The 25,581-nt window shown below is 65.0% G+C and carries 26 protein-coding genes and 1 pseudogene; 13 read left to right on the top strand and 14 right to left on the bottom strand.

Annotated elements, in window-relative coordinates:
- The first annotated feature begins 157 nt into the window (after window positions 1–157).
- The gene (locus ACQP0C_RS19130) at window positions 158–796 is read left to right on the top strand and encodes a lysophospholipid acyltransferase family protein (protein ID WP_433734243.1); all 639 of its coding nucleotides are present in this window, start codon (window positions 158–160) and stop codon (window positions 794–796) included.
- A 73-nt stretch (window positions 797–869) separates the two neighbouring features.
- Here ACQP0C_RS19130 and ACQP0C_RS19125 read toward each other — a convergent pair whose 3' ends face one another.
- Window positions 870–1,436 (bottom strand): TetR/AcrR family transcriptional regulator, encoded by a 567-nt coding sequence (locus tag ACQP0C_RS19125; RefSeq protein ID WP_433734242.1) that lies wholly within the window; start codon window positions 1,434–1,436, stop codon window positions 870–872.
- Window positions 1,429–2,280 carry an alpha/beta fold hydrolase gene (locus ACQP0C_RS19120; protein ID WP_433734241.1) on the bottom strand — a complete coding sequence of 284 codons (852 nt, stop codon included), beginning with the start codon at window positions 2,278–2,280 and terminating at the stop codon, window positions 1,429–1,431. Before ACQP0C_RS19120 ends, ACQP0C_RS19125 begins: the two co-directional genes overlap by 8 nt.
- A 268-nt stretch (window positions 2,281–2,548) precedes the next feature.
- Here ACQP0C_RS19120 and ACQP0C_RS19115 point away from each other — a divergent pair, with 268 nt between their 5' ends.
- The 6 genes from ACQP0C_RS19115 (at window position 2,549) to ACQP0C_RS19090 (ending at window position 5,628) form a co-directional block, all read left to right on the top strand.
- Window positions 2,549–2,959 carry a nuclear transport factor 2 family protein gene (locus tag ACQP0C_RS19115; protein ID WP_433734240.1) on the top strand — a complete coding sequence of 137 codons (411 nt, stop codon included), beginning with the start codon at window positions 2,549–2,551 and terminating at the stop codon, window positions 2,957–2,959.
- A gap of 470 nt (window positions 2,960–3,429) precedes the next feature.
- Window positions 3,430–4,302 carry a helix-turn-helix domain-containing protein gene (locus tag ACQP0C_RS19110; RefSeq protein WP_433734239.1) on the top strand — a complete coding sequence of 291 codons (873 nt, stop codon included), beginning with the start codon at window positions 3,430–3,432 and terminating at the stop codon, window positions 4,300–4,302.
- Complete coding sequence (locus ACQP0C_RS19105) at window positions 4,299–4,511, top strand: DUF397 domain-containing protein (protein ID WP_433734238.1); 213 nt, start codon at window positions 4,299–4,301, stop codon at window positions 4,509–4,511. The genes ACQP0C_RS19110 and ACQP0C_RS19105 overlap by 4 nt, the downstream gene beginning before the upstream one ends.
- A 60-nt stretch (window positions 4,512–4,571) precedes the next feature.
- A complete protein-coding gene (locus tag ACQP0C_RS19100) occupies window positions 4,572–4,808 on the top strand; it encodes a DUF397 domain-containing protein (protein WP_433734237.1) in 237 nt (78 codons plus the stop codon).
- Window positions 4,805–5,023, top strand: coding sequence for a DUF397 domain-containing protein (locus ACQP0C_RS19095; protein ID WP_433734236.1), 219 nt, complete (start codon window positions 4,805–4,807; stop codon window positions 5,021–5,023). Before ACQP0C_RS19100 ends, ACQP0C_RS19095 begins: the two co-directional genes overlap by 4 nt.
- A 53-nt stretch (window positions 5,024–5,076) precedes the next feature.
- A complete protein-coding gene (locus ACQP0C_RS19090; protein ID WP_433734235.1) occupies window positions 5,077–5,628 on the top strand; it encodes a DUF402 domain-containing protein in 552 nt (183 codons plus the stop codon).
- Between the two features lie 11 nt (window positions 5,629–5,639).
- Here the strand turns inward: ACQP0C_RS19090 and ACQP0C_RS19085 are convergent, their stop codons facing one another.
- Window positions 5,640–7,037 (bottom strand): amidase, encoded by a 1,398-nt coding sequence (locus tag ACQP0C_RS19085; RefSeq protein WP_433734234.1) that lies wholly within the window; start codon window positions 7,035–7,037, stop codon window positions 5,640–5,642.
- A gap of 144 nt (window positions 7,038–7,181) precedes the next feature.
- Here ACQP0C_RS19085 and ACQP0C_RS19080 point away from each other — a divergent pair, with 144 nt between their 5' ends.
- Both ACQP0C_RS19080 and ACQP0C_RS19075 read left to right on the top strand, forming a co-directional pair.
- Window positions 7,182–7,820, top strand: coding sequence for an MspA family porin (locus tag ACQP0C_RS19080; RefSeq protein ID WP_433734233.1), 639 nt, complete (start codon window positions 7,182–7,184; stop codon window positions 7,818–7,820).
- A gap of 5 nt (window positions 7,821–7,825) precedes the next feature.
- On the top strand, window positions 7,826–8,164 hold the full coding sequence (locus ACQP0C_RS19075) for a hypothetical protein (RefSeq protein WP_433734232.1): 339 nt from the start codon (window positions 7,826–7,828) through the stop codon (window positions 8,162–8,164).
- 62 nt (window positions 8,165–8,226) lie between these two features.
- On the opposite strand, the gene ACQP0C_RS19070 is transcribed toward ACQP0C_RS19075, so the two are convergent.
- From ACQP0C_RS19070 to ACQP0C_RS19055, 4 genes are all read right to left on the bottom strand, one after another.
- Window positions 8,227–8,703, bottom strand: a complete 477-nt coding sequence (locus tag ACQP0C_RS19070; RefSeq protein ID WP_433734231.1) for a nitroreductase family deazaflavin-dependent oxidoreductase — start codon at window positions 8,701–8,703, stop codon at window positions 8,227–8,229.
- 114 nt (window positions 8,704–8,817) lie between these two features.
- Window positions 8,818–11,097: a molybdopterin-dependent oxidoreductase gene (locus tag ACQP0C_RS19065; RefSeq protein WP_433734230.1), complete on the bottom strand. Its 2,280-nt coding sequence runs from the start codon at window positions 11,095–11,097 to the stop codon at window positions 8,818–8,820.
- 521 nt (window positions 11,098–11,618) lie between these two features.
- The gene (locus ACQP0C_RS19060; RefSeq protein ID WP_433734229.1) at window positions 11,619–11,795 is read right to left on the bottom strand and encodes a hypothetical protein; all 177 of its coding nucleotides are present in this window, start codon (window positions 11,793–11,795) and stop codon (window positions 11,619–11,621) included.
- Between the two features lie 206 nt (window positions 11,796–12,001).
- The gene (locus ACQP0C_RS19055; RefSeq protein ID WP_354955125.1) at window positions 12,002–12,331 is read right to left on the bottom strand and encodes a rhodanese-like domain-containing protein; all 330 of its coding nucleotides are present in this window, start codon (window positions 12,329–12,331) and stop codon (window positions 12,002–12,004) included.
- A gap of 90 nt (window positions 12,332–12,421) precedes the next feature.
- Between ACQP0C_RS19055 and ACQP0C_RS19050 the strand changes: the two genes are divergently transcribed.
- From ACQP0C_RS19050 to ACQP0C_RS19040, 3 genes and pseudogenes are all read left to right on the top strand, one after another.
- On the top strand, window positions 12,422–12,901 hold the full coding sequence (locus tag ACQP0C_RS19050; RefSeq protein WP_433734228.1) for a MarR family winged helix-turn-helix transcriptional regulator: 480 nt from the start codon (window positions 12,422–12,424) through the stop codon (window positions 12,899–12,901).
- 375 nt (window positions 12,902–13,276) lie between these two features.
- Window positions 13,277–15,529, top strand: a pseudogene (locus tag ACQP0C_RS19045) (MMPL family transporter); the annotation flags it as partial.
- Between the two features lie 151 nt (window positions 15,530–15,680).
- Window positions 15,681–16,481: a class I SAM-dependent methyltransferase gene (locus ACQP0C_RS19040; protein WP_433734227.1), complete on the top strand. Its 801-nt coding sequence runs from the start codon at window positions 15,681–15,683 to the stop codon at window positions 16,479–16,481.
- A gap of 25 nt (window positions 16,482–16,506) precedes the next feature.
- On the opposite strand, the gene ACQP0C_RS19035 is transcribed toward ACQP0C_RS19040, so the two are convergent.
- The gene (locus ACQP0C_RS19035) at window positions 16,507–17,217 is read right to left on the bottom strand and encodes an SDR family NAD(P)-dependent oxidoreductase (RefSeq protein ID WP_433734226.1); all 711 of its coding nucleotides are present in this window, start codon (window positions 17,215–17,217) and stop codon (window positions 16,507–16,509) included.
- Between the two features lie 563 nt (window positions 17,218–17,780).
- Between ACQP0C_RS19035 and ACQP0C_RS19030 the strand changes: the two genes are divergently transcribed.
- Entirely contained in the window at window positions 17,781–19,103 is a 1,323-nt protein-coding gene (locus ACQP0C_RS19030) for a family 1 glycosylhydrolase (protein ID WP_433734225.1), read from the top strand.
- Window positions 19,104–19,183: 80 nt separating this feature from the next.
- On the opposite strand, the gene ACQP0C_RS19025 is transcribed toward ACQP0C_RS19030, so the two are convergent.
- The 6 genes from ACQP0C_RS19025 to ACQP0C_RS19000 all read right to left on the bottom strand — a co-directional run bounded on the left by ACQP0C_RS19025 (window position 19,184) and on the right by ACQP0C_RS19000 (window position 25,456).
- Window positions 19,184–20,116, bottom strand: coding sequence for a TauD/TfdA dioxygenase family protein (locus ACQP0C_RS19025; RefSeq protein ID WP_433734224.1), 933 nt, complete (start codon window positions 20,114–20,116; stop codon window positions 19,184–19,186).
- 109 nt (window positions 20,117–20,225) lie between these two features.
- A complete protein-coding gene (locus tag ACQP0C_RS19020) occupies window positions 20,226–21,572 on the bottom strand; it encodes an LLM class flavin-dependent oxidoreductase (RefSeq protein ID WP_433734223.1) in 1,347 nt (448 codons plus the stop codon).
- A 9-nt stretch (window positions 21,573–21,581) separates the two neighbouring features.
- Complete coding sequence (locus tag ACQP0C_RS19015) at window positions 21,582–22,457, bottom strand: ABC transporter permease (protein ID WP_433734222.1); 876 nt, start codon at window positions 22,455–22,457, stop codon at window positions 21,582–21,584.
- Complete coding sequence (locus ACQP0C_RS19010; RefSeq protein WP_433734221.1) at window positions 22,450–23,292, bottom strand: ABC transporter ATP-binding protein; 843 nt, start codon at window positions 23,290–23,292, stop codon at window positions 22,450–22,452. The genes ACQP0C_RS19015 and ACQP0C_RS19010 overlap by 8 nt, the downstream gene beginning before the upstream one ends.
- On the bottom strand, window positions 23,289–24,374 hold the full coding sequence (locus tag ACQP0C_RS19005; RefSeq protein WP_433734220.1) for an ABC transporter substrate-binding protein: 1,086 nt from the start codon (window positions 24,372–24,374) through the stop codon (window positions 23,289–23,291). Before ACQP0C_RS19005 ends, ACQP0C_RS19010 begins: the two co-directional genes overlap by 4 nt.
- 302 nt (window positions 24,375–24,676) lie before the next feature.
- Window positions 24,677–25,456 carry an IclR family transcriptional regulator gene (locus ACQP0C_RS19000; protein WP_433734219.1) on the bottom strand — a complete coding sequence of 260 codons (780 nt, stop codon included), beginning with the start codon at window positions 25,454–25,456 and terminating at the stop codon, window positions 24,677–24,679.
- Window positions 25,457–25,581 lie beyond the last annotated feature (125 nt).

Raw genomic sequence — 25,581 nt, 5'->3', positions numbered from 1 at the left:
CAGCAGATATCCAATCCGACGGAGTTTGTCGGGCCGATGCCATAGTCTTGCTGCGCAAGGCCGACGTTATGGGCGCGGCACTACACGGGGGCAGCGAAATATGACAGACCATGCGTCATCGTCGGATCCTCGACGGAGTCGGCGTCGTCCGGTCGGGTTGGGTAAGCGTGCGTGGCTCACGACCAAGGTGGTGCGCCGCCTGCTGCGGTTTCTCGCCTGGTCGCGGTTCGTTCGCGTGACCGTGGTGAACCGGGAGGTCGTTCCGGCCCGCGGGCCGGTTCTGGTGGCCAGCAATCACATTTCGATGCTCGATGCGGTGTTCCTGTGGGGCGCATTGCGGCGGCGAGCGATGGCGGTGGCCATGGCGGAGTTGTGGTCGTGGCCGGTGGTGGGCTGGTTGGTGCGGCGGCTCGGGCATGTGCCGGTGGTGCGACGCGACCCCGAATCCGGGCAGCAGGCCCTCGAGCACGCCGAATGGATTCTGCGTCACGGCGGCGTGATGCTCATCTATCCCGAGGGCCGATGCGTGCCGCCGGGAGAATCCGAACCCTACAAGCCCGGTGTCGCGAAACTCGCACTGGCAACCGGTGTTCCGATCATTCCGGTCGCCACCACCGGCACCGACAATGTTCTACCTCTGCGCACCAAGGGCGGCGGGCGTCGCGGGTTCGACCGCTCCCATCTGGTCACGATTCGCTTCGGCCCGCCGATCGACCCCACCGACTTCGACTCCCCCGAAAAACTCCTCGACCAGCTACGCGCCGATATCGAATCCCTACGTGCCGAATTCGCTTGAACCACAGCTGATCTCGGATTCTGTGGACTGAACCGCCGAGGCTGCACAGAACTCGCACGGGAATCGGCACGACCTATCTCTCAGCGCGCAATCCGCGATCGATGAACTCGATCATCCAGTCGAAGCTGACTTCCGGGTCACCGGTCCATTGGAAGCCGCGGGAGGCCTGCAGGGATGCGAACCCGTGGAACGCGCAGCGCAGTGCGCGCAGCGCGTGATCCATTTCGTCTTCCGGGATGTGGTACCCGCGCAGCACTGCCGCCATCGAATCCAACAGGCGGGCACTGGGTTCCAGCAACGGATCATCGGCGCCCTCGAACTCGGCGCCGATGGTGGCGGTATACCGGCCGGGATGGGCGATCACGTAGGCGCGGAATGCGCGGGCGAAGGCCGCTAGGGCGTCGGCGCCGGAGAGTCCGTGCATGGCGTCGCGGATCTCGCGGTCGAGTTCGGTCATGGCCAGGACCGCGATGCCGTGTTGCAGGTCGGCCAGGTTGGTGACGTGCTTGTAGAGCGAGGGCGTTCGAACACCGAGCCGTTCGGCCAGCGGCGCCATCGCGAGATTTCCGTAGCCGACGTCGTCGGCGAGCTCGGCGCCCGCTCGAACGACGTCGGCCTTGGTGAGCCCGACCCTAGGCACGAGCATGCTCTCGCAGGAAGGCCAGGGCGAGTTCGGCGACCCGGTCGGGCGCGTCCGCATGCGGGTAATGCCCGGAGCCCTCGGACAATTCGACCCGGCCCAGGCCCTCGGGCATGAGCGCCACGATGGCATCGCCTTCGGCCTTGGGGTCCGGGAAGTCGGGGTCGGCGGTACCCATGACGATCAACGCGGGCACGGTGAGGTTGGGCAGCTGTGCTTCGGCGTCGGCCGGAGTGGACTTGCCGGTCTTCAGGAACTCCGCGAATCGGCCCGGTTCACCCAGCAGCTGCGCCAGCTCGGCCATGTACTGGTCGTAGTCGGCGGGCTTGATCGGGTAGGCGACATTCAGGTAGCTCATCCACAGCCCGAGGCTCTTGAAGACCATCGCGCCCAGCAGTCGAGTCATGCCCTTGCGGTAGCGCGCGACGGTGAATATCGCACCCATGTCGAACTGCTGGGTCTTGGTGAACGGGTTGAGTTCGATGATGCCGCTGACGAGTTCGGGTGACTGCGCGGCGGCGATGGTGGCGGCACCACCGGAGATGGAGTGGCCGATGATGACCGCGGGTCCGCCCAGGTGGCGGATCAGGGCGAGCAGATCACCCGCGATATCGGTGCGCGAGATGGCCGCACTGCCATCATGGGAGGTCCAGTTCATGCTGGATTCTCCGTGTCCGCGCAGGTCGGCCGATGCGACCCGGAAGCCCGCCGCGACCAGCTTCGGCGCCAGCAGCCGATAGGCCTGGCGTCGGTCACCGATCCCGTGCGACAGCACCACCAGCGGGCCGTTGCCGGCCACTTCGTAGGCGATCTGTCCACCGTCGATGGTCAGGTACTCGGTCATGTCGAACTCCAAAGCGTGAGTAGCTAATGCTGATAGCCATAAAGCTAATCGAATTAGCCTTAAGCGTCAAGTGATGTTCCCAAACTTTTGCGGCCCGGCGGTAATCGCTTGGAAAGCAACGGTTTTGGCGCAGCTGCGAGTAGGCGGCGAACTCGGCCTCGCGGTCGGGCGCCTCTCACGTGGCCGTGCCAAACATCGTTGGTGAATCCAACGAATGTATGTATAGTTGGCTGCACCAATATTGGTAACTCCAACGAAAGAGGATGTCATGGCCGCGGATACTCTGGTCGCCGACCGCATCGAGATCGCCGACCTGTTCGCCCGCTACGCCCGCCTGCTCGATGAGAAGCGATGGGACGATGCCGACACGATCTTCACCGACGATGTGGCGGTCCACTCGCCACGAGCCCAACTCCGCGGCATCGACAAGGTTGTCGACTACATGCGACAGGCCGAGGTCGAGGGCGAGCACACCCAGCACATGACCAACGACCTGCTGGTGAACATCGACGGCGACCAGGCCGCGGCCGCGGCGAACTCACTCGTGTACTTCTACCGCGAGGGTCGATCGCCGCATCAAACCAGTGGCCTGCGAACGGCCTGCACCGTAGTACGGACGGCGGCAGGCTGGCGAATCAGCGAGACACGGATCATGCTCGCCTGGATACGCAAGGATTGATCTCTCCCCGAGTGCTTGCAACGCCTGGAGTTACAAGCACTCGGGGCTTTGTCAGTGTCTTGCGAGGCCAGTCTTCGGCGTGAGTGGGTCGGACACTGCCGCTGCGGGGCACGGCGTAGCCAGCGCTTGGCACTCAGGCGCCGGTCCATCGTGGCCAGGAACCGCCACCGCTTCGCGGACAGCTCCGATATTCACCGCGTGCTTCGACCGTACGAACGAAGCTGCGCCGCATAGACATTCAGCTGTTCCACCAACCGTGCGACTGTCACTGGCGGCGCGCAGGCGACCTTGTCCGGCACGAATCCTCAGCACTACCGTGACCGGTGTGTCGGGGCTGTTGAGCAGGGAATTCGGGTTTCGACTAGGGATTTCGGAGTGTTCGGACGGATTCGAGGTGAAGATCGCGGGGAGATCGGTTCCCGATGGGACAGTCATGCCGAAACCACATCACCGGGATCGGGGGTACGGACGTGTCGAACACTGGCAGTACGCTGCCGCGGCGGCAGCTCGGGCGGTATCTGCGCGACCTTCGGCAGCAGGTCGGGTTGACGTTGGATGAAGCGGCGAGGTTGATCGAGCGCAGTGCCAGCAGTCTGCAGCGACTCGAGACCGGGCACGCGGAACGGATTCGGCTGCTGGATGTTCGGGAGCTGTGCACGATGTACAACGCCGATGAAACGACTACGGCCGGGGTGATCGGGCTAGCGCAGCAAGCGTCGGTAAAGTCGTGGTGGCATCGGTACGGCGATCTCATCCCGACGGACTTCGATGTGTATATCGGGCTGGAAGCGGCTGCGCGCCAGCTCACTTCGTACACTCCCGATGTTGTGCTCGGGCTGTTGCAGACACCAGCTTATGCCAACGTGTTGGTACGAGGTACCTACCCGAATGATGCCGACGACGAGATCGACCAACGCTTGCGACTCAAGCGCAAACGACAAGGCCTCATTACCCGCAAGCGCCAGCCTGCTCAGCTGAATGTGGTGCTACTCGAATCCGTACTGCATCGTGTCGTCGGCGGCCCCAAGGTCATGGCAGCACAACTGCGCCACCTGGCTGATGTGTCCACGCTGCCGAACGTGGATCTCCGGATACTGCCGTTGCGGGCCGGAATCCCCCTGGGCGACCCGCTGGGGCAGTTCATCATCCTTGATTTCGATACCGGCGCGACCCCGGAACCGTCCGTCGTGTACCTGCAAAGCTTCACGGGCAGCTTATATCTTGAGGACCAAAATGACGTGGGGCACTACCATAGAGCACATCAAGCCATCCAACGTGCCTCGCTGGATGACATCGCGAGCAGGAACCTGATTCGACAGGTAGCTAGGGAGTACGCCTCGTGACGAACAAACACCATGTCGATCTATCGCACGCTGTGTGGCGCAAGAGCACCCGCAGTTCGGGTAGCCGGGAGTGTGTTGAGGTGGCGTTTCTCGACCGCGGGTTGGTCGGTGTGCGGGATTCCAAGAACCCCACAGGTCCTGCGTTGGTCTTCACCTCCCGCGAATGGAATGCCTTCACGCACAGCGTCATTGACGGCGATTTCACGTAATAGCCAAACCGTTCCGGACCGGGCAAGAAAACTCGGGGCAGCAACGACAGGGGGTGTCTCGTGATCGCCGAGTACGAAGTCGATCTCGCTCGCGCCCAGTGGCGCAAGAGTGCCAGGAGTTCGGCGAGCAGAGATTGCGTCGAGGTTGCGCTCCTCGGCGGCGGGTTGGTCGGCGTGCGGGACTCCAAGAACCCCACAGGTCCTGCGTTGGTCTTCACCTCCCGCGAATGGAATACGTTCACGCACAGCGTCATTGATGGCGAACTTTGGGCGGCAACGACATGGGGTGGCTTGTGATCAACAAGTGGAAAGTCGATCTTTCCCGCGCGGAGTGGCGCAAGAGCGCCAACAGCTCGGCCAGCAGGGAGTGTGTCGAGGTCGCGTTCCTCGACGCTGACCTCGTCGGCGTGCGGGATTCCAAGAACCCCACCGGTCCGGCTCTGGTCTTCACCACCCACGAGTGGAACGCTTTCACCGCCGGGCTCATCGACGGTGAGTTCTCCCAACGGTGAATCCTGCTGACGTGACACCTTTCCCCGCAGGTCGAACGATCCTCGTTCGAGACATGATCTTCGGCAGGTCATTCACCGAATGGCCGCAGCGGGTCGTCGAGGACGGCGGCGACGAACTGCGGGTACTGCTGACGCCCGGTACGGTCGGCCTCGGTCCGGAGCTGTGGATCAAGTCGATGCGCGAGAACGACCCGGCGGCCCGCGGGCAGTTGCTCGAGGCGTATGCCCGCCGGGAATGGGCGATGGCGAACTGGACCTGGCAGCGCACCACGCGGCTGGCCATCATGTACGCCGAGCGCTACTTCGCGATCGCGCCGATGTGGAACGAGCGTGGCGAATTCCTGGGCTGGTATGTCAATTTCCAACTGCCCTTCGTCCGGACCACCGAGGGCGTCGATACCAGTGACCTGCATATCGACCTCGTCGTCGCACCCGATCTGAGCTACCGGTGGAAGGACGAAGACGAGTACGCACTGGCCATTCGGCTCGGATTGGTACCCGACGAATGGCAGCGCGAGATCGAGGCCGCGCGCACCGAGGCACTGACAATGGTCGAGCGTCGCGATGGGCCCTTTGCTGAGGAGTGGGTCACGCTTCCCGTGTAGTGCAGGCGGATTCAGTCTTGGATGCGGCGCCAAGGGCGTTCGGCTTCGAGCGCGAAGGCGATTTCCAGCAATGTGCGTTCGTCGCCGTAGGCGGCGGAGAATTGCATGCCGATCGGGAGCCCTTCGCTCGAGGTGCCCATGGGCAGCGAGATCGCCGGTGCGCCCGCGACATTGTTGAACGGAGTGAAGGCGACCCAGGAAATCAGCCGCTCGAAGAGTTCGTCGAAGGGGACCGTCGGGTTCAGATAGCCCAGTCGCGGGGTGGCGTGCACCAGGACCGGTGACAGGATCAATTCGCTATCGCGCGACATCTCGGCGTAGGCGCGTCGCGCCTGCGATAGGCGGTAGAGGATGGCGGGAGTGCGCGCCATCGACTTCCGATACCGCGCGGCGAGTCCGCGGGTGAACGTATCGAGTCCGCTCGCCCGGAACCGTGGATCGATGGCGAACTTGCCGCCCACCGCGACCAGGAACGCCAACAACCCCCAGTAGACGGTGAAGTCGTCGACGAACCGCCGCCCGACCGGCGGCGCGATGGGCCGCACCTCGTGCCCCATCTTCTCCAGCACGGCGATGGTGTCATCGAGTACCGCACGGGTCTGCGGACAGGTTTCGGTGCCGGTGACCGAATCGGCGATCACCCCGATCCGCAGCCGCCGACGCGCCGGGCCTTCCACCAGACCGACCGGCGGCAGCTTCGGATTGCGCCAGTAGCGTTCGGCGGCGGCGAAATATGTCGCGGTATCGCGCACGGATCGGGTGAGCACCCCCTCGGACACCAGATTGATCGGCATCGACCGCGCCTGCGGCCCGTCGACGTGGCGCCCCCGGCTCGGCTTCAATCCGACAATGCCGCAACACGCGGCGGGAATGCGGATCGACCCGCCGCCGTCATTGCCGTGCGCGATCGGCACCACGCCCGCGGCGACCAATGCGGCCGCACCACCCGATGACGCGCCCGGCGAATAGTCGGTATGCCACGGATTGCGGGTCGGTTCGGCCGCGGCGAATTCGGTGCTCGCGTTCAATCCGAACTCCGGCAGCCGACTCTTGCCCAGCACTGTCATCCCGGTGCTGAGCAGCTGTTTCGTGTACGGCCCGTCCTCGGCGCAGGGCCGCGCGACGAACGCCGCGGTGCCGTGGTTGGTCGGCAATCCCCGCACATCGGTGTTGTCCTTGACATAGGTCGGCACACCGAACAGCGGTGCGTCGGTACTACCCGAGACCAACCCGGTCGATTCGATCACGACGGCGCGCAATGTCGGATCCACGCGCGCCGCCCGCGCCCGCGCTGCCGCGGCGACTTCCGCGGCGCTGACGGCACCACGACGCACCAGATCGGCGATGGCCACTGCGTCGTGGTCGGCGAGCACATCGTCTGTGAAGGCATGTAATCGCTGTGTCGACATATTCGGATTCTGCGCGCTCCGATACCGACCATGTGCCGTTTTGGACGATCGTCCTATGTGGTGCGGCGATCTTGGTGGCGGTGGGGACGACGGCATCGGGCTTCGATATCGTTCGACGAGCAACACACCGAGGAGACCTGACATATGAATAGCTCGATGGCCGTCCCGCTATGCCTCATGGCCGCGGGTGTGCTGAGTATCGTTCCAGCACAATCGGCTTCGGCGGATGCGCCGCCGGATCAGTCCCGTACCGTCACCACCGAGGACGGCTGGGAATTGACCGTCACGAAGGCCGCTGAAAACCTGGATCGAGTGCCCAATCTCGCGGATACCGCGTTCACCCGCGAGGGGTTTGTCAGCCTGCGTGCCGTCGCCGATATCGCCGGCGCGGGCAGCGTGGCGGTGAACTCCGGGACGCTCACGCTGGGCTATCAGATCGGCTGCCAGATCGATGTGTCCAACGGGATATCGGTCGGTCTCGCGGCCTCGGTCGGACCGAATGTCAATGTGATGGTCGCGCCGACCCCGGGGCTCGGTGTCGGCGTCGGCGCCGCCGCGCTGCCCAGCGTGTCCACCACCTTCAAGCCGGGCACCATCACCACCATCCCCTTCGGCACCAAGGCCCTCGCCGGACCGCACGGTTCGATCACCACCGACCAGGTGCAGATCAAAATCGACGCCTGTATGGGACCGGTCAGCCTGCGCTCGTATGTGATCGCCAGTATCTCCACCAACACTGCGGACAACTCGGTCGCGGTGTACGGCGACCCGATCTGGTTGTGATCCCCGTGCCCACTACCGTCATCGCATCCCGTCCGCGACCAGCCGCCGCCGCGCTGCTGGTCGCGGCCGCTGGCATCCTGGTCACCGGCGCCATCACGACCAGCACCGCTACGCTCGCGGCACCGATCGTGCCCGCCACCACCTGCGACCGCTCCGCCGATCCCGACTGCACCGAGCCGGACAAGACGCCCCACCAGGTCATCGTGCCCGCGCCTGTGGGTCCGCCGATCCTGACACCGGCCATGCCGCCTCCGCCCGCCAAGCCGAGCTCACCGGCGGCCGCGCTGACGCCGCCCGCGCCAGCCCCGAATCCAGGCGCGCCGATCGTGCCCGCCGTGCAATGACCGCCAGGTAACGACCGCAGCCGCGAGATGACCGGCAGCTCAGTGACCGACACCCGCCACCATCAGCTGCGGCGCAGCTCGAAAATGCGGAAGGCCCGGCTGCCGGACAGCTCGTACTCCATCTCGTAGCCCGGCCAGAACTCGACCGCGAGGTCCCATGCGCGTTTGCGGTCCACCCCGGTGACCTCGGTGACGCGCACCTCGAACTGTTCGCCCTTCAGCCGGGCGGTAGCGGTGCTCGCCGCACGCAGGTTGGCCGACCACATCGGATGCTTCGGACTGCCCCAATTGGAGCCGACGAGCAGGATGTCGTTGCCGCGCGGAACGTACAGCAGCGAGGTGGTCCGCGCAATCCCGGTTTTGCGCCCCGGCACGGTGATCTCGATCGAGGGCAATCCCGCGAGATCGAGCACCCCGTGCCGACCACGGCTGATCCGCCGCACGAACCGCTCCAGCCACAGCACGAGCGGCGCCAGGCGCATGACCCAGCGTCTCTGCGCGATCCGGCGGGCTAGCGCGGGCAGCGGATTCGACACCATAATTCGAAATCCTGACAGAAATCGCGCACCGGATCGCGGCCGGGACCGCGTGATGAGACCAGCCTCACCTCCTGGGTTGCCAACAGTGTGCCCTGAGTCACGAAAAGCGTTGGGCTACTGGGTAATCGAGGGTGGCGCATCGACGGCCAATTCCGGCAGCGGGCCGCGGTGGGGTTCGATCTCGACCAAGGCCAACTGCCCGGCACACGCCTGACTGAGAGTGGACGCGGGCCGGTCCGCGGTCAGCACATTCGGGTTGCCGTGACGACAGAACGTGGGGTCGGCCGGATCGGGGTCGTACCAGGCACCGGTGGACAACTGCGCGACCTGCGACCGGACCCCGTCGTCAACAACCAGACCGGCCAGACAACTCCCCCGGTCATTGAAGATCCGCACGATATCCCCATCCCGCAGCCCTCGTGCCGCGGCATCGTCGGGATGCAACCGCACCGGTTCCCGCCCGGCGATCTTCACCGACCGGCTGTGCGCGCCGACATCGAGTTGGCTGTGCAGTTTGGTCCGCGGCTGATTCGCGACCAGTTGCAGCGGGAACCGCACCGCGGCGGCGGCGCCGAGCCATTCCTCGGGCTCGAGCCAGACGGGATGACCGGGGCAATCGGAGTATCCGAAACCATCGATCGTCGCCGAGAAGATCTCGATCCGGCCGCTGGGCGTGGTCAGCGGGAAACGCTGCGGATCGGCGCGGAAATCGGACAGCAGCACCGGCTCGGGATCCTGCACCGGAAGCGCCAGCGACTCGCTGTCCCAGAACTCGTCGAAATCCGGCACCGCCGGATCCTTGGTCCCGGCGCGCCATTCCTCGTACAGATGCCGCAACCATTCGTCGACGGTGCGCCCCTCGGTGAATTCCTTACCGATACCGATACGTTCGGCCAACTCACCGAAGATCGCGTAGTCATCGCGGGACGAACCGTGTGGTCGGGTCAGCGCCTTCATCGGAAAGAAGTCGCGGTCGTTCTGCCCGGCGCCGTAGTCGTCGCGTTCGATGCTCATCGTCGCCGGGAGCACGAAATCGGCACGACGTGCGGTGGCGGTCCAGAACGCATCGTGCACGACCACCGTCTCCGGCCGCGCGAACGCCGCATGCAGTCGGGCCAAATTCTGGTGGTGGTGAAAGGGATTCCCGCCGCACCAGTACACCAACTTGATGTCCGGGTAGACCAACCGCGCGCCGTTGTAATCGAACGGCTGTCCCGGATTCAGCAGCATATCGGCGATTCTGGCGACCGGAATGAAGGTTGCCACACCATTGCTGCCCTGTCGAAGCCGTGGCACCATGCCACCTCGCGCCGGTTCGCCGACATGCGCGGTCGACCCGTAGCCGTGTCCGAATCCACCACCGGGCAGTCCGATCTGGCCCAGCATCGCCGCCAACACCACCCCGAGCCACAGCGGCTGAACTCCGTGCTCGGCCCGCTGCAGCGACCAACTGACGTTGATCATGGTGCGCGCCGCGGCCATCTCATGTGCCAGCGTCCGGATCCGCCCGGCCGATATCCCGGTGATCGACTCCGCCCACACCGGATCCTTGACTACACCATCGGTTTCGCCGCGCACGTACCCGACGAACCGCTCGTACCCGACGGTGTACCGGTCCAGAAACTCCGTGTCCGCCAACCCATCCGCATCCAGCACCTGCGCCAGCGCGAGCATCAGCGCGGTATCGCTGCCCGGCCGCGGCGCGATCCACTCGGCCTCGGCTTCGGCCGGAATGTCATCGCGCAGTGGGCTGATCGAGACGAACCGGCAGCCGCGCGCCCGCGCCGCGCCGATCCAGGTCTTGGTGTTGTGCCGTGACACACCACCCGGCGACACCGCGGAGTTCTTCGGTGACAAGCCGCCGAACGCCACCACCAACTCCGCGTGCTCGACCAGCACACTCTTCGCGGTCGCGTGACCCAACAGCAGCTCGGCCGAGCCGATCACGTGCGGCAACAACACCTCCGAGGTACCGAGGCTGTAGCTGTTGACATGCCGCACATAACCGCCGAGGCAGTTCAGGAACCGATGTACCTGACTCTGCGCGTGATGAAACCGCCCCGCACTCGCCCAGCCATACGATCCGCCGTACACCGACTCCGCACCATGCTCGCGATAGACCCGGCTCAACTCACCGGACAGTAGTTCGAACGCCTTGTCCCACGACACCGGCACGAACGGCTCATCACCACGCCCCGACGCCCCCGGCCCGCGCTCCAACCACCCCTGCCGCACATAAGGTTGGTCGATCCTCGTCGGATGATGCTGCGCCGATGCCACATTCTCGATCAACGCCATCGGCTCCGGATCCCCGCGCCACGGGCGCACCGAGGTCAACCGCTCCCCATCGCTATCGGCCTCGAACACTCCCCAGTGCGTCAGATGCGTGGTCATCCCCCCCACGGTAGCCCGCCCCACCGACAAGGCTCACCGCTTTACGGACGGCACCAGACGGCCGACGAATCATCAGACCGCCCAGTTGGATTCGATACCGTTGAGCACTGGCGGCCGACTGCGCGGGCCTCGACCGCGCCTGCGTGACCGCGCGGCCATCCGTACAAAGACGGCCCCGATTCAGCCCGGGAAAACCACAACAACCGCGGCCGAGCCGACAGCCGCGCAGTGCGAGCCGACCCTCGCTCTGCCGAGGACGCAGCAAGGACTTCCCGCGATCGTCGGTATCGCAGTATCGCGGCGAAGCAGTCATCGGCGGCGATCTACGGACAATCGCCGTCCGGTGGACCCCGAGGACCGGCCGAGAACAAGCGCCGGACCCCTACCAACTCGGCGATCAGGAGGGCCGGCAAGCCTGTGGCGCTGACCCAGTACTTCGGTGAGCGCGTTAGATATTCACCTCGACGAGCTGCGGGCCGAGAACTCCTGCAGGTCGGCGACTGCTTGCCTGCCCGGCAACCTCAGATGCAGATGCTGAAGCTGAAGAAGCCCAGCGGGATGTTGAAACAGAACACGACCGAACCACCCACCTGCTCGGCGGTCGGCGCGGGTGCTTGCGGTGCGGCCGACGCCACGGGCGTGGCGACGGAGAGAGCGATGGCGATCGCGGCGAACGCCGAAGCAATTCTTGTGGTCATTTCAACGTCTCCCTGGCTACTCGACGATGATGAGACCCCCGACCATAAATAGTTACGCTTGAAATCATCCGCCGATCCCGGGGCGACCACAAGCCCGCTTCGACTCGTGAACATCCTCGGAGCACCACCAGCGAACCGCGTCGGCGGCGCTACCCGGCCCTGATGCGCGGTCGGGCGGTGCACTGCCCGACCGCGACCCACCCGAGTCAGGACTCGGATTCGACCGGCAGACCCGCCTCGGTCCAGTCCTGGATGCCCGCGCGGTAGGCGCGGACGTTCGTGTAGCCGAGCGCGCGCAGTTTCACGGCGACGACCTCGCTGTTCTGGCAGGCGTTATTGGAGCAGTAGGTGACGATCGGTGCGTGCTGGTCCGGAAGCAGCTGGGCGGCACGGGATTCCACATCGGCTTCCACCAGGGTGAGCGCACCGGGCAGATGCGCCTTCTCGTAATAGCCCGCCCCGAGGGTGTCGAGGACCGTTACCGAACCGGCCTCGATCGCGGCCGCCAACTCTTCACGGGCGATAACTGTGGTCATGGGATTCCTTCCTAACGGCGCACCAATATTTATGTGCGTGCGCACGCTATTATATATGTGCGGGTGCACGCAAGTGGTTAGAATCGGTGCGTGACGCAATCGGAGAAGCATCGCCACGCAGCGAGCAGCGCGTGGTCGGCCCTGCTGCGGGTGCACGCGAACCTGGTCCCGCGCCTGGACGCCGAGCTACGCCGAGACTTCGGACTCCCGCTCGCGTGGTACGACGTACTGCTGGAACTCGACGGCGTCGAACCGCTGCGCATGACCGATGTCGGCGAACGCGTCGTACTCAGCCGCACCCGGGTCAGCAGGCTCGTCACCGAACTGGCGGCCGCGGGCCTGGTTGCGCGCGAAGCGAATCCGGATGACGGCCGATCCGCCTTCGTTGCCATCACCGACACGGGTCGCGAACGCCTGCACGCGGCAACGCCCAGCTACCTCGCGAGCGTTCAAGAATGCTTCGCCGACAAGCTCGATCCGGACGAATTGCATACACTCGCCGCGACTCTCGGCAAAATTCTGGGTCCCACCGATATCGCGCTCACGCCGCGGCGCCCGCGGAGTTCATAGGCCGCAACACTGCACAGCGTGCAATTCGCTTCGTAGGCAACTCGATCCGGTCGATGCCGCGGTCAGACTGGCCGGGCGCGATTATGTCCGTCCGGACCTGCCGACCAGGAGCTAGGCGAACTTCATTGCCCGTTGCGCCAGTACGACCGCAACCCCGATCCGTCGGGGCCATTCGATACACCTTCGCAGTCAATGCAATTCAGGTCACACTGCCACATTCGCGGCATCATTTCTGAAACAATCCCACTTCACATATGCCTGTACCTTGGATTACAGGCACATCGAGCGTGCACCCCGGAAAGGATGCAGCCCCTTGGCGATCGACGCGGCGCAGCGAGCAGCACAACAATCTACCCCGCGGCAAGGAACCCGCTGATGTTCACGCGCTGGGGGGATCTCGTATACCGGCTGCGCTTCGCCGTCATCGGGATCGTAGTGGGCGCGCTACTGGCACTCGGCGGATACGGTTTCGGCCTGGACGACCATCTCAGCTCCGGCGGAATGGACGATCCCACCTCGGAATCCGCGCAGGCCGCGCGCCTCGCCGACGCCGCCTTCGGACGCAATCACGACTTCGACGTCGTCGTGCTCTACACCGCACCCGACGGCAAGACGGTCGACGATCCGGAATTCAGCCAGCCGATCATCGACAACCTCACTAACCTGCCGCACAGGTATCCCGACGAGATCACCGGCATCAACGCCTCCTATTGGCGCGTCGAGAACGCCAAGATCAGCGGCGCGAAGGCGGCGACCGATGACAAGAAGCACGCGGTGGCCGCCATCGCCATCGCGGGCGATAACGACACCGACGCCGTGCGCAACTTCCGAAAGGTCAAGGACGCCTTCGCCATACCCGGTATCGATGTGCAGGTCAGCGGGCTACAGGCGGTGGCGGGCACACTCAACGACACCATGGCCGACGACGTCCACCGCATGGAAGTCCTCGCCATCCCCGCCGTCGCGGTCCTGCTGTTCTTCATCTTCGGCGGCCTCGTCGCCGCCGCGCTGCCGCTGCTGGTCGGCGGACTCACCGTGATCGGCGCATCGGGCATCATCATGTTCCTGACGCGCTTCACCGAAGTGAATTCATTTGTGTCATCGGTGCTCTCGATGATCGGTTTGGGCCTGGCGATCGACTACGGACTGTTCATCGTCAGCCGATTCCGCGAGGAACTGGCCGCGGGCTATGACACCCGTCTCGCGGTGCGCCGCACCGTCATGACCGCGGGCCGCACCGTCGTGTTCTCCGCGACCATGATCATCGCGAGTCTCGGCGGCATGCTGCTGTTCCCCCAGGGCTTTCTCAAATCAATGGCCTACGGCGCCATCGCCACGGTCCTGCTGGCCGCCCTCACCGCCATCACCATCCTGCCCGCCAGCCTGGCCATCCTGGGGCCACGCGTGGATATGCTCGGGTTCAAGCGATTCCGAAGAACCAGGACCGCCGAACAGGTCGAGAACGGACTGTGGGGCAAAACCACCCGCTGGGTCATGCAGCGTCCACTGACCGTCGCGATTCCGCTGGTCATTGTGCTGTTCCTGCTGATCATCCCGGTCAAGGACCTCATCTTCGGCGGTTTCAGCGAACGATATCTGCCACTGGACAACCCCACCCGCGTCGCGCAGCAACAGATCGACACCTACTTCCCGCAGCGCAGATCCGACCCCATCGAACTGGTCTTCGTCGCCGACAGCAGCGGTCCGGTCGGCGATGCCTGGCGCGCCGCCGGGCATGCGCCGGGACTGGCCAGTCCGTTCGATATGCCGTCCAAATCCCTGACGCAGGACAATGTCTACCGCACCAAGGCCACGGTGGTGAACTCCAACGAGGCGGGCGAAACCATCGAATACCTACGCTCGATGGACCTGCCCGAGGGCGTCACGATGCTCGTCGGCGGCATCCCGGCAATGCAGAAGGACAGCATCGACGCACTGCTCTACCGAATCCCGGTAATGATCACCCTCGTCCTGCTGGTGACGACGCTGCTGATGTTCCTCACCTTCGGCTCGCTCGTCCTACCGATCAAGGCAGCGCTCATGAGCGCACTGGGCCTCGGCTCGACCCTCGGCATCCTGACCTGGATCTTCGTCGACGGACACGCCGCCGGGCTGTTGAACTTCACGCCACAGCCGATCCAGTCCAATGTGCTCGTGCTGATCATCGCGATCATCTACGGCCTGTCCACCGACTACGAGGTCTTCCTGCTCTCCCGCATGGTCGAAGCCAGGGCCAAGGGCGCGACCACCACCGACGCGGTGCGCACCGGCACCGCGCACACCGGACGCATCATCACCGCCGCCGCACTGATTCTGCTGGTGGTCACCGGTGCGTTCGCATTCTCCGATCTGGTGATGATGCAGTACATCGCCTACGGCATGATCGCCGCACTGTTCATCGACGCGACCGTACTGCGCATGCTGCTCGTACCCGCCGCCATGAAACTGCTGGGCGACGACTGCTGGTGGGCACCGGCCTGGATGAAACGGCTCCAGGAGAAAATCGGACTCGGCGAACCTATTCTGGACGATGAACGCCCGGGCACCGAGGACAAGCGCGACCTGGTCGAGACCACACCGATCACCGACACCGTCCGACCGAAGCTCTCGGCCACAACCGCAGCACGCTCGGAAGGTTCCTAGCAGAACCGACGGCTGCGCGAAAGGGACGCCACGCGCCGCCTCGGGAGGTACGCTCTGCGCCGGAAAGCCCGCGGACCCGATCGCCGGACCTGGCGACCTGGTCAACCACCGGCCATTGGACCGAAGGACGACCGCGATGTGCAGCTACCGCCTCGATGCCGAATATGCCGATCCGACACCGCTGAAGGTGCGCATCGACACGCACCAGCGCTACTCCGAACGGCCCGACGATCCGGCCGCCGCTGTTCTGGCCGCGCTAGCGCTCACCGGAACCGAGCATCTAGCCGATATCGGCTGCGGAGACGCGCGTTTTCTCGCCCAGCTCGCCGCCAGCGGTCACCAGGGTCCGCTCGTCGGCATCGACACCTCCCCCGCGATGGTCGCCGCGGCCGATGCGGTCCCCGGGGTGCGCGGGGTATTCGGCAGTGCGGAGCGTATCCCCTTCGACGACAACAGTTTCGAGGTGATCACCGCTCGCCACATGCTCTACCATGTGGCCGATCCGATCGCCGCGCTCCGGGAGTTCCGGCGCACCACCAAACCCGGCGGGTCGGTCAGCGTGGTCGTCAATCATCCCGGAACCTATCCGTACACCAGCGAACTCGTGGCCGCGCATGCCGCGACCTATGGCGCGGGGTCCGCGGTCACCATGACCGTCGACTCCGATACGTTGCCGGAGATGATGACCCGGGTATTCGGCGATGTGCGGATGCACCGGTCCGACAACGCGCTCGTCTTCGATACGCCCGAACCGCTGGTGCGGTTCGCCGAGGCGCTGCTCACGTTGTACGGCGTGACACCGAACCACCCACGGCGGCAGGCCATCCTCACCGATCTGCGCGAGGACGTCGAGGACTGGTTCACCCATCATCCGGAACACACGTGGCGCGATCCGAAGGGCTACCTGGTCGCAACGGCCGTGGTCGAGCCGGAATAGTCGCACCGCGGCAGCTGGTTTCGAATCACCAGGGCAGTGCGCCTTCGGCATCGAAGTAGCCACCGGTGGGGCCATCGGGCCCGATCTGCGCCATCCGCACAATGATCTCGGCGCCCTCTTCGACGGTCTGGATGCCGGTATTCACATTCAGATCGGTCTTCGTGAAGCCGGGCTCCACCGCATTGATCCGCATGTTCGGGAATGCCTTCGCGTACTGGACGGTGATCATGTTGACTGCGGTCTTCGACGCGGGATAAGCCACGCCGGGGTAGGCGTATGCCGGGGTGCCCGCGGCGGTGACTCTGGTCAGTGAGGCCAGACCGCTGCTGACGTTCACCACGACCGCGGCGCTGGAACGCTGGAGCAGCGGCAGGAATGCGTGTAGGACGCGCACCGTGCCGAATACGTTCGTGTCGAATGTCTTTCGCATGATGTCGGCCGTCACATCCGCGGCGCCGACCACGACATGCCTATCACTCATCTCTGCCTGGATGCCCGCATTGTTGATCAGCACATCCAGCCCACCCTCGGCCGCTATGGTCTCGACCGCGGTCGCCACGGACGCGTCATCGGTGATGTCGAGCTGAACCACGCGCGCGCCCAACCGCTCGGCGGCCCGGCGACCGCGTTCGGCGTCCCGGCTGCCGATGTAGACGGTGTGGCCCGCGGTAACGAGTCGGCGGGCGGTCTCGAAGCCGAGACCTTTGTTCGCTCCGGTGATCAGTGTTGCTGTCATGTCTTCACGCTAGGTTTTAGAGCGCACTCGAAGTCAAGTCGGCCTCTCCCCTCTGGGCTGGAGGTGATTGTTCGAGTCTTGCGTTGGGTTTGGAAGGTGATTTGTGGTTGGTGTGACATGAGAGGATTGATGCGTAGATGCGCATATCTACCTAACTTAATGTTTTATCTCGGTATCTGTTAGACCTTGTTTCCCCTGCGCCTCCTACGTCGATATGAACCCTTATGGCCAACTCCCCCTCGGAGAGTCGGCCTTCGTGGTCCATGGCCACTCCCCCCTGCTCCGAGCAGTCCCACTCATCCACTCCCCCTCGGGTGCTGCTGGAGATGACCGAGCCGGAGCTGGTGTGGGATCTGATCGAGAACATCGTGTCCAAGGCGGCTGCTGATGGTCTTCACGCCCGAAATCCTAAGCGCGATTTCTCGCGTCACTGGACCCCATGTTCCGTATAGGTGCCTCGCGAAGGTCGACCGACCAGTTACTCTCGTCGCGTGGTCCTGCCCGACCCGGCACGTGCGCCGGAGGTCCATGAGCGCCCGTCACCCTCAGGAAGCAGGAGTTCGATGCGATTACAGAGTCGTCGCCATGTTTTGGTCACTCTGGCGGCTACCACTGCCGCACTCATTGTCGGAGGTTCGGTGCCCGCGGTGGCGAGCCCGGCCCCGCCCACACTGGTGCAGCCGCTCGGCGCCGATTTCCTCTGGGGCGTGGCCGCGTCGGGCTACCAGTCGGAAGGCCATGCGCCGGACAGCAATTGGTCCCGATATGTGGCCGAGGGCAAGACGACCGAGCCGTACCTCGAGTCGGTCGACTTCTTCCACCGCTACCGATCCGATATCGACCTGGCCGCGAAGCTCGGCGTCAAGGTCTACCGCATCGGCGTCGAATGGGCGCGGGTGCAGCCCCGACCGGGTGAATGGGATGAGGCCGGACTTCGCTTCTACGACAATGTGATCGCCGCGATCACCGCCGCAGGCATGCGGCCGATGCTCACCATCGACCACTGGGTCTACCCGGGTTGGGAGGTCGATCGCGGCGGGTGGTCGAATCCGAATATCGTCGCGGACTGGCTCGCCAATGCCCGCACTGTCGTCGATCGGTACGCCGCGAACAACCCGCTCTGGGTCACGTTCAACGAGCCCGCCGCCTACATCATGAACGAGTCCACGCACGGCGGCCTCGACGCCACCGCCATCCCGGCGATGCAGGACCGCATCGCCCAGGCGCACACCGCCATCTACGACTACATCCACGCCGTTCAGCCCGGCGCGATGGTCACCAGCAACGTGGCCTACATTCCCGCGGGCGAGGATGTGGTCAATGGCCCGCTCATCGACAAGATCGCCGCGAAGCTCGACTACATCGGCATCGACTACTACTACGGCGCCTCCCCCGGCACCGTCACCCAGCTGAGCTTCAGCGAACTCTGGAAGAACCCGCTCGAACCCGAGGGCATCTACTATGCCCTGCAACACTATTCACGCAAGTTCCCGGGCCGCCCGCTCTACATCGTCGAAAACGGTATGCCCACCGAGAACGGCGCACCGCGTACCGACGGCTACACCCGCGCCGACGACCTCCGCGATACCGTCTACTGGCTGCAGCGTGCGAAGGCCGATGGCATGAACCTCATCGGCTACAACTACTGGAGCCTCACCGATAACTACGAATGGGGTTCCTACACACCGCGTTTCGGCCTGTACACCGTCGATGTCCGGACCGACCCCACCCTCACCCGCAAGCCCACCGACGCCGTCCCCGCCTACACCGATATCACCCACAATGGCGGCGTCGCCCCCGGCTACCGCCCCACCCGCGACCCGAAACCCTGCTCCTTCGTCGACGCCGCCGCCAGCTGCGTCGACCCGGTCACCGTGCCCCGCTAGCCGGAGCGCAGGCACCGAGGTTCGCGGGCCGCGCGCAGCGGTTGGTCGGCTCCCGGGATCGCCGGGAGCCGACCCTCGAGTCAGGCGCCGGTGAACTGTGCGCCGGAGATCGAGCGGGACTTCTCGCCGTCGACGCCGACGGGAATGTCGCCCTCGAGGGTGGTGCGGTAGAGGACGCGGGTGACGTCGAGATGGTTCAGGTCGCCCGGGGCCAGGTGTGCGGTGGCCCGGTTGTCCCAGAACGCGAGGCTGCCCTTCTCCCAGCGGAATCGGACGGTGTAGGCCGGATTCGACAGTTCGTCGAACAGCAGCCGCAGCACGGCATCGCTCTGGGCCGGACTCAGGCCGACGATGTGGGTGGTGAAGCCGGGGTTGACGAAGAGCACCTTCTCACCGGTCACGGGATGTACTCGGACGACCGGATGTTCGGTCACCAAGGGGGCGCCGGCGACCTTCTTCGCGTAATCGCTGTCCTCGTTCCATGCGGGCCTGCTGCCACCGAACCGGTGCACGGCCCGCAACCCCTCGACGAACTTCCGCAGCGATTCGGGCAGGTTCGCGTACGCGGCGGCGAGATTGGTCCAACTGGTGTCGCCGCCGCGCGCTGGTGCGATCTCGGCCCGCAGCAGTGAGGCGGCGGGCGGGTTGATCAGCGCGGAGACATCGATGTGCCAATGGTTGGTGTAGGTGAACTTCTTGACGCCGAAACGCTTTTCGTAGAGGCGGCTGTCGACGGCGAGAATTTCGGGGAATTCGGTCGGCGCGTCATCGTCGTAGGGGTGTGATGGCGTGACGGCGCCGAAGCGCCGGGAGAAGGCGATGTGCTCGGCGTGGCCGATGTGCTGATCGCGGAAGAACAGCACCTTGTATTCGTAGAGCGCCGAGGTGATGTCTGCGACCTCCTGATCGGTGAGTTCGGCGCGCAGGTCGACGCCCGCGATCTCGGCGCCGATATGTCCGGCGACGGGTGTGATCTGCAGGGTGGTGGTGGGGTTTTCGCTGACGGTGGTCATGGTCGTAGTTCCTTCGGCGATGGGTTGGGATGGTCGGTGCGGCTCGGGCGACAACCGCTGCCGCCCGAGCGCATGAAGTCGATGGCGCGCCGCCGGGTCAGCCGGGTGGTCATGCGCCGACTTCGGTCCGCACCCGCGCGAACTGGCTTTCCACCGGAGCCAGCCCGTAGTGCCCGCGCAGGGTGGTCGCGGTGTAGTCCGTGCGGAACAGGCCGCGTTCCTGCAGGATCGGCACGACTCGGTCCACGAAGACCTCGAGCCCGCCGGGCAGATACGGCGGCATGATGTTGAAGCCGTCGGCGGCACCGTTGTCGAACCACGACTGCAGTTCGTCGGCGATATCGGCGGGTGTGCCCGCCAAGGTGCGGTGCCCGCGTCCGCCGCCGAGCTTGCCGATGAGCTGGCGCACGGTGAGGTTCTCGCGTTCGGCCAAATCCTTCACCAGTGTGAATCTGCTCTTGCCGCCCTCGATCTCGCTTTCCTGCGGCAGCGGCGGCAGTGGTGCGTCGAGCGCGTGTTCGGTGAGATCGACACCGAGCAGCGAAGACAGTTGCCGCAGTGCGTAATCCGGGGAGATGAGGTCGGTGAATTCCTGTTCCAGCGCCAGTGCTTCCGCCCGCGTGTCGGCGATGAACGGCACCAGGCCGGGCAGCACCTTCAGATCATCGGCCGAGCGGCCGTACTTCAACAGCCGTGCCTTCAGATCCCGATAAAACGCCTGTCCTTCCGCCAGTGATCGTTGCGCGGTGAATACCGCCTCGGCATAGCGCGCGGCGAAATCCTTACCGCTCTCCGACGATCCGGCCTGCACCAGCAGCGGCCGCCCCTGCTGGCTGCGCGGCGAATTCAGCGGACCACGGACCCGGAAGCGCTCGCTGGCGTAGTCGATGGTGTGCACCTTGTCCGGATCGGCGAATACGCCCGCATCCGGATCGAGCACGATCGCCGAGGACTCCCAGCTGTCCCACAACTGTACGGTGACATCCACGAACTCCTGTGCCCGCTCGTAGCGCCTGGCGTGTTCCGGAATGGCGTCGAAACCGAAGTTGAACGCCTCCTGTTCATTGGCCGAGGTGACAATATTCCACCCGGCCCGCCCACTACTGATGTGGTCGAGGGAGGCGAATTTGCGCGCCAGATTGAACGGTTCGTTGTAGGTGGTCGACGCCGTCGCGATCAAGCCGACGCGTTCGGTCACCGCGGCGATCGCCGCGAGCAAGGTGAGCGGTTCGAACACGGCCAGCGTATTGCGCTCGATCCGCGGTCCGACCGCCAGCCCGTCGGCGAAGAACACCGAATCGAGTTTGCCGCGCTCGGCGATCCGTCCGAGTTCCTGGAAATGCCGCACATCCAGCACCCGGCGTTCCTCGGTCCGGGGATGGCGCCAGGCAGCCTCGTGATGGCCGACTCCCATGAGGAAGGCATTGAGGTGGAATTGCTTGCGAGGTAGAGACATGGGAGATCCTTAACGGGATGGTTCGGCGCGCCAGCGCGACAGACGGCGTTCGAGAGCGACCAGTACGCCATTGAAGGTCAGCCCCAACAGCGAGATCGCGAGGATGCCCGCATACATATTGGGAATCTGGAAGTTCTGCTGGGCCGCGGTGATCAGGTAGCCGAGTCCGGCGCGCGCACCGACCATTTCGGCGGCGATGAGCACCAGGATCGAGGAGGCGGCCGCCATTCGCACACCGGTGAATATCGATGGCACGGCGGCGGGCAGGATCACCTTCTGGAACAGTCGAATCGGCGAGAAGCCGAGCGAGACAGCCGATTTGATCAGCAACGGATCCACCGTGCGCACACCGGTGATGGTGTTCAGCAGGATCGGGAAGAAGCTCGCGTACACCACGAGCGCGATCTTGGACGTCTCGCCGATCCCCAGAATCAGGATGAACACCGGCAACAGCGCCAATGCCGCGGTGTTGCGGAACAATTCCAGGATCGGGTTGAGGAAATCCGCCACCGGCTTGTACCAGGCGATGGCCACACCGACCGGAATGGCCACCAACAGTGCGAGGGAGAATCCGGTCGCGGAGCGGGTCAGGCTCGTCGAGACGTGTTCCCACATCTCTCCGCTGCGTACCAGGTCGACAAAGGCCTGCGCGACGGTCGAGAACGGCGGCAGGAAGACCTCATCCACGAGCCCGAGCCGCGGCGCCGCCTCCCAGACCGCGACCAACAGGCCGATGGCGAAGGTGGGCTTGAAGATTCGCCACGCCAGCAGCGCGAATGCGCGCAGCAGACGCGCCGCGCCGATCGGCCTCGGTGCGGTGGATTCGGCCCGGCTCCGCACTAGGACCGGCCGGGACTTTTCGACCACCTGTACTGCGCTAGACATGAACCGACTTCCTTTCGGTATTCGTGGTCGTGGACAGCGATTCCCGTTCGAGTCCCTGTGCCCGGGTGACCTCGCTCTGCAACTGCGACCAGATCTGATGCCGGGCTTCTCGGAACCGTTCGCTCGACCGCACATCCGCACCGGAATCGCGATCGATCTCGATATCGATCACGGCCTTGACCCGCCCCGGCCGCGAGGTCAGCACGGCAACCCGCTGGCCGAGGTAGACGGCCTCATCGATGCCGTGGGTGATGAACAGGATGGTTTTCCCGGTCGCCCGCCAGATCCGTAACAGCTCGTCCTGCAATGACTCCCGGGTCTGGGCGTCGAGCGCGGCGAACGGCTCGTCCATCAGCAGCACCTGCGGATCGAAGGCGAGGCTGCGGGCGATGGCGACGCGCTGCTTCATCCCACCGGATAGCTCATGCGGATAGCGATCGCCGAATCCGTCGAGCCCGACCAGCTCCAGGTACTCCGCCGCGATCTTGCGGCGGTCCCGGCGCCTGACCCCCTTGGCCTCCAAACCGAATTCGATATTGGCCCGAGCGGTGCGCCAGGGCAGCAGCGCATACTGCTGGAATACGATGCCGCGGTCCAGTCCCGGACCGCTGATCGGCTTGCCGTCCAGCAGGATCCGCCCCGCGCTCGGCTTGCTCAGCCCACCGAGCAGATCCAGTAGTGTCGACTTCCCGGATCCGCTGGGGCCGACGAGCACCAGGAATTCGCCGTCATGCAGTTCCAGTGAAATATCCTCGATCGCGGTGAACTCCGCGTTGGCGCCCCGGACCGGGAACTGTTTGCGCACTCCGGTGAGTGCGAGTTTCACCTGACTCATTTCGCTGCGACCACCTCTCCGGTCGGGCCGGTGCTTGGGCCGTAAGTGCCATTGGCGTACGGGTTGTCCTTATTGGTGAACAGGTCCTTTGCAGACAGCTTTCCCGCGGGCAGATCACCGTTGCGGACCAGCCAATCGATCCAGATCTGCAGTTCCTTCTCGGCGATCACGGCACCGGGCACCGGAATGCCCGGACTCCTCCAGAATTTCAGCAGGTCGGTGTTCTCATTGCGCCCGCGCTTATTGATGATCGAGGCGAAGCGCGCCACCACCTCGTCACGCGGTGTCACCTGCAGCCAGCGCGTCGCCCGTGCGGTGCCCTGTACGAAGTCCTTGACCGCCTCCGGATGCTGGGCGATGTAGTCCTTGCGGAAAACGTAAGTGCCATAGTCGAATTGCCCGAACAGGGCCTTGTCGGTGTAGAGCGGGTGGATCCCGCCGCGCCCTTCCGCGCTCTCCCGGAAGACCCCGCCGAGGGTGCCGACATCGATCTGGCCCTTGCGCAGGGCATCCTCGGTATTGGCGGGCGGCACCACGATCAACTCGACCTGTTTGATCTCCTGGTCGGTCAGCCCCTGCTGATGCAGCCATTCCCGGGTGATGAATTCATGGTGTGCGCCAAGGGTATTGACGCCGACCTTCTTGCCGATCAGATCCCGGGCCGAGGTGATGCCGGAATCGTCGCGGACGAAATAGCCCGTGAACGACTGCTCATCCGCGCCGTAGGAGCTCAGCACCGAGGTGACCGGTGCGCCGCCCGCGGACAACTTGACGACCGCGCCGTTGAACGCGCTGCCGAATTCGATCTGACGGGTCGCGGCGGCTTGGATATTCGCCGGGCCGCTGGTGGTGTCACCCTCCCAGTGCAATGCGATCTTGGAGAAGTAGCCGAGATCGTCGGCCAGTTCATAGGCCGAGACCTGGCCGGTCGCGCCCTGGTAGCGCAGCACGGCCTTGCCGTCGGCATCGGTGCCCGGCCCCGACTTTCCGCAGCCGGTGAGCACCGCGAGTGCGGCGGGAATGGTGAGTGCGGCGGCCAGCGCACGGACGAGCCGCGGCCTGGTTTTCTGGGACAACGTCATGGGAGTTCTTTCACCGAATGCGCCCTACCGCGCGGCGGCATCGGCCACGCCGCGACGGCAGGTAAGCGCGAGGATTACCTGATTGTCGAATGCGGCTACCGTCTTTCGGCGACCGCGGATTCAGGCGCGACAGACTCCGTGCGGGAGGCGCATGAGATCCACCGTGCGACGGCGGATCAGCGCAATGGATTCAACCATGTCAACGACCTTCGTGGATTGTGTGCAAGCGGCGACCCCGCGGCTGTGTGTCCATGGTGGGGTCGACCCCGCAGGGCGACAATGGCGATTTCACATTGTGAAAATCACCGTGAGTACAATTCGACCGGCGCATCGGTAATGGCGGCGGTCGAGTCGAACAGTGGACCGATTCGGCCCGCGATCTGGCGCATCGCCGGCACGATTCCCCGCACCAATTCCGCATTCAGACGTGCCGAACGAGCCTGCACGCCGAGCGCGCCCCAGACCTGTCGGTCGGGGCCGAGGATCGGCACCGCCACCGAGCGCACCGGATCCTCGCGCTCGATGATCTCCTCGGCGAAACCGCTGCGGCGCACGCGATCCAGATCCGGTGGCGGCAGCGGCGTCGGCCGCCGGTCCGGTCCGTCGGCAATGGCTCGCACCGGTGCGAATGCCAGCAGCGCGTGCCCGACCGCGCTGGAACGCAAGGGCTGGCGGGCGCGCGGAAGCTGGTTGGGGCAGAAGTACACCGGCGGCCGAGCCTGGAAGACGGTGACCGCGTCCCGGTCATCGGCAATGCTCAGACTGACGGTTATCTTGATGCCCGCGGCCAGCGCATACAGATGCGGTGCGGCCGCGTCGATGCCCAATCGCGACAGTGCGGGCCGCGCCAGTGAGGCGAGTCCCTGACCGATGCGGTAGCGATCGGTCGCCGGATCCTGCTCCAGCAACCGACCCCGGACCAGGGCCTGGGCCAACCGATAGGTGGTGCTGACCGGTAGGCCCGCGCGATGGGCCAGTTCACTCACCGACAGTTCCGGATCATCGCCCTCGAAGCAGTTCAGGACATGGATCGCGCGGTCGACCGCTTGGGCACCCGAACGGGGTTGATCGGCGGCAGTCATGGTTCCTCCTGATATTTCTACCGATCCGGATGTGGCCAGAACTATCGCCGGATGCGCCGTGCGCGGCAATGGTTCTGCGCCCGCTGCGTGGATTTCTCGCGCATCAATCACTCGGGCGTCAAAAT

This window comes from Nocardia sp. CA-129566 (assembly GCF_050956075.1).
In the GTDB taxonomy this organism is placed as follows: domain Bacteria; phylum Actinomycetota; class Actinomycetes; order Mycobacteriales; family Mycobacteriaceae; genus Nocardia.
The sequence above is the reverse complement of the archived record's forward strand: the minus strand, read 5'-3'. Positions and strand labels throughout refer to the sequence as shown.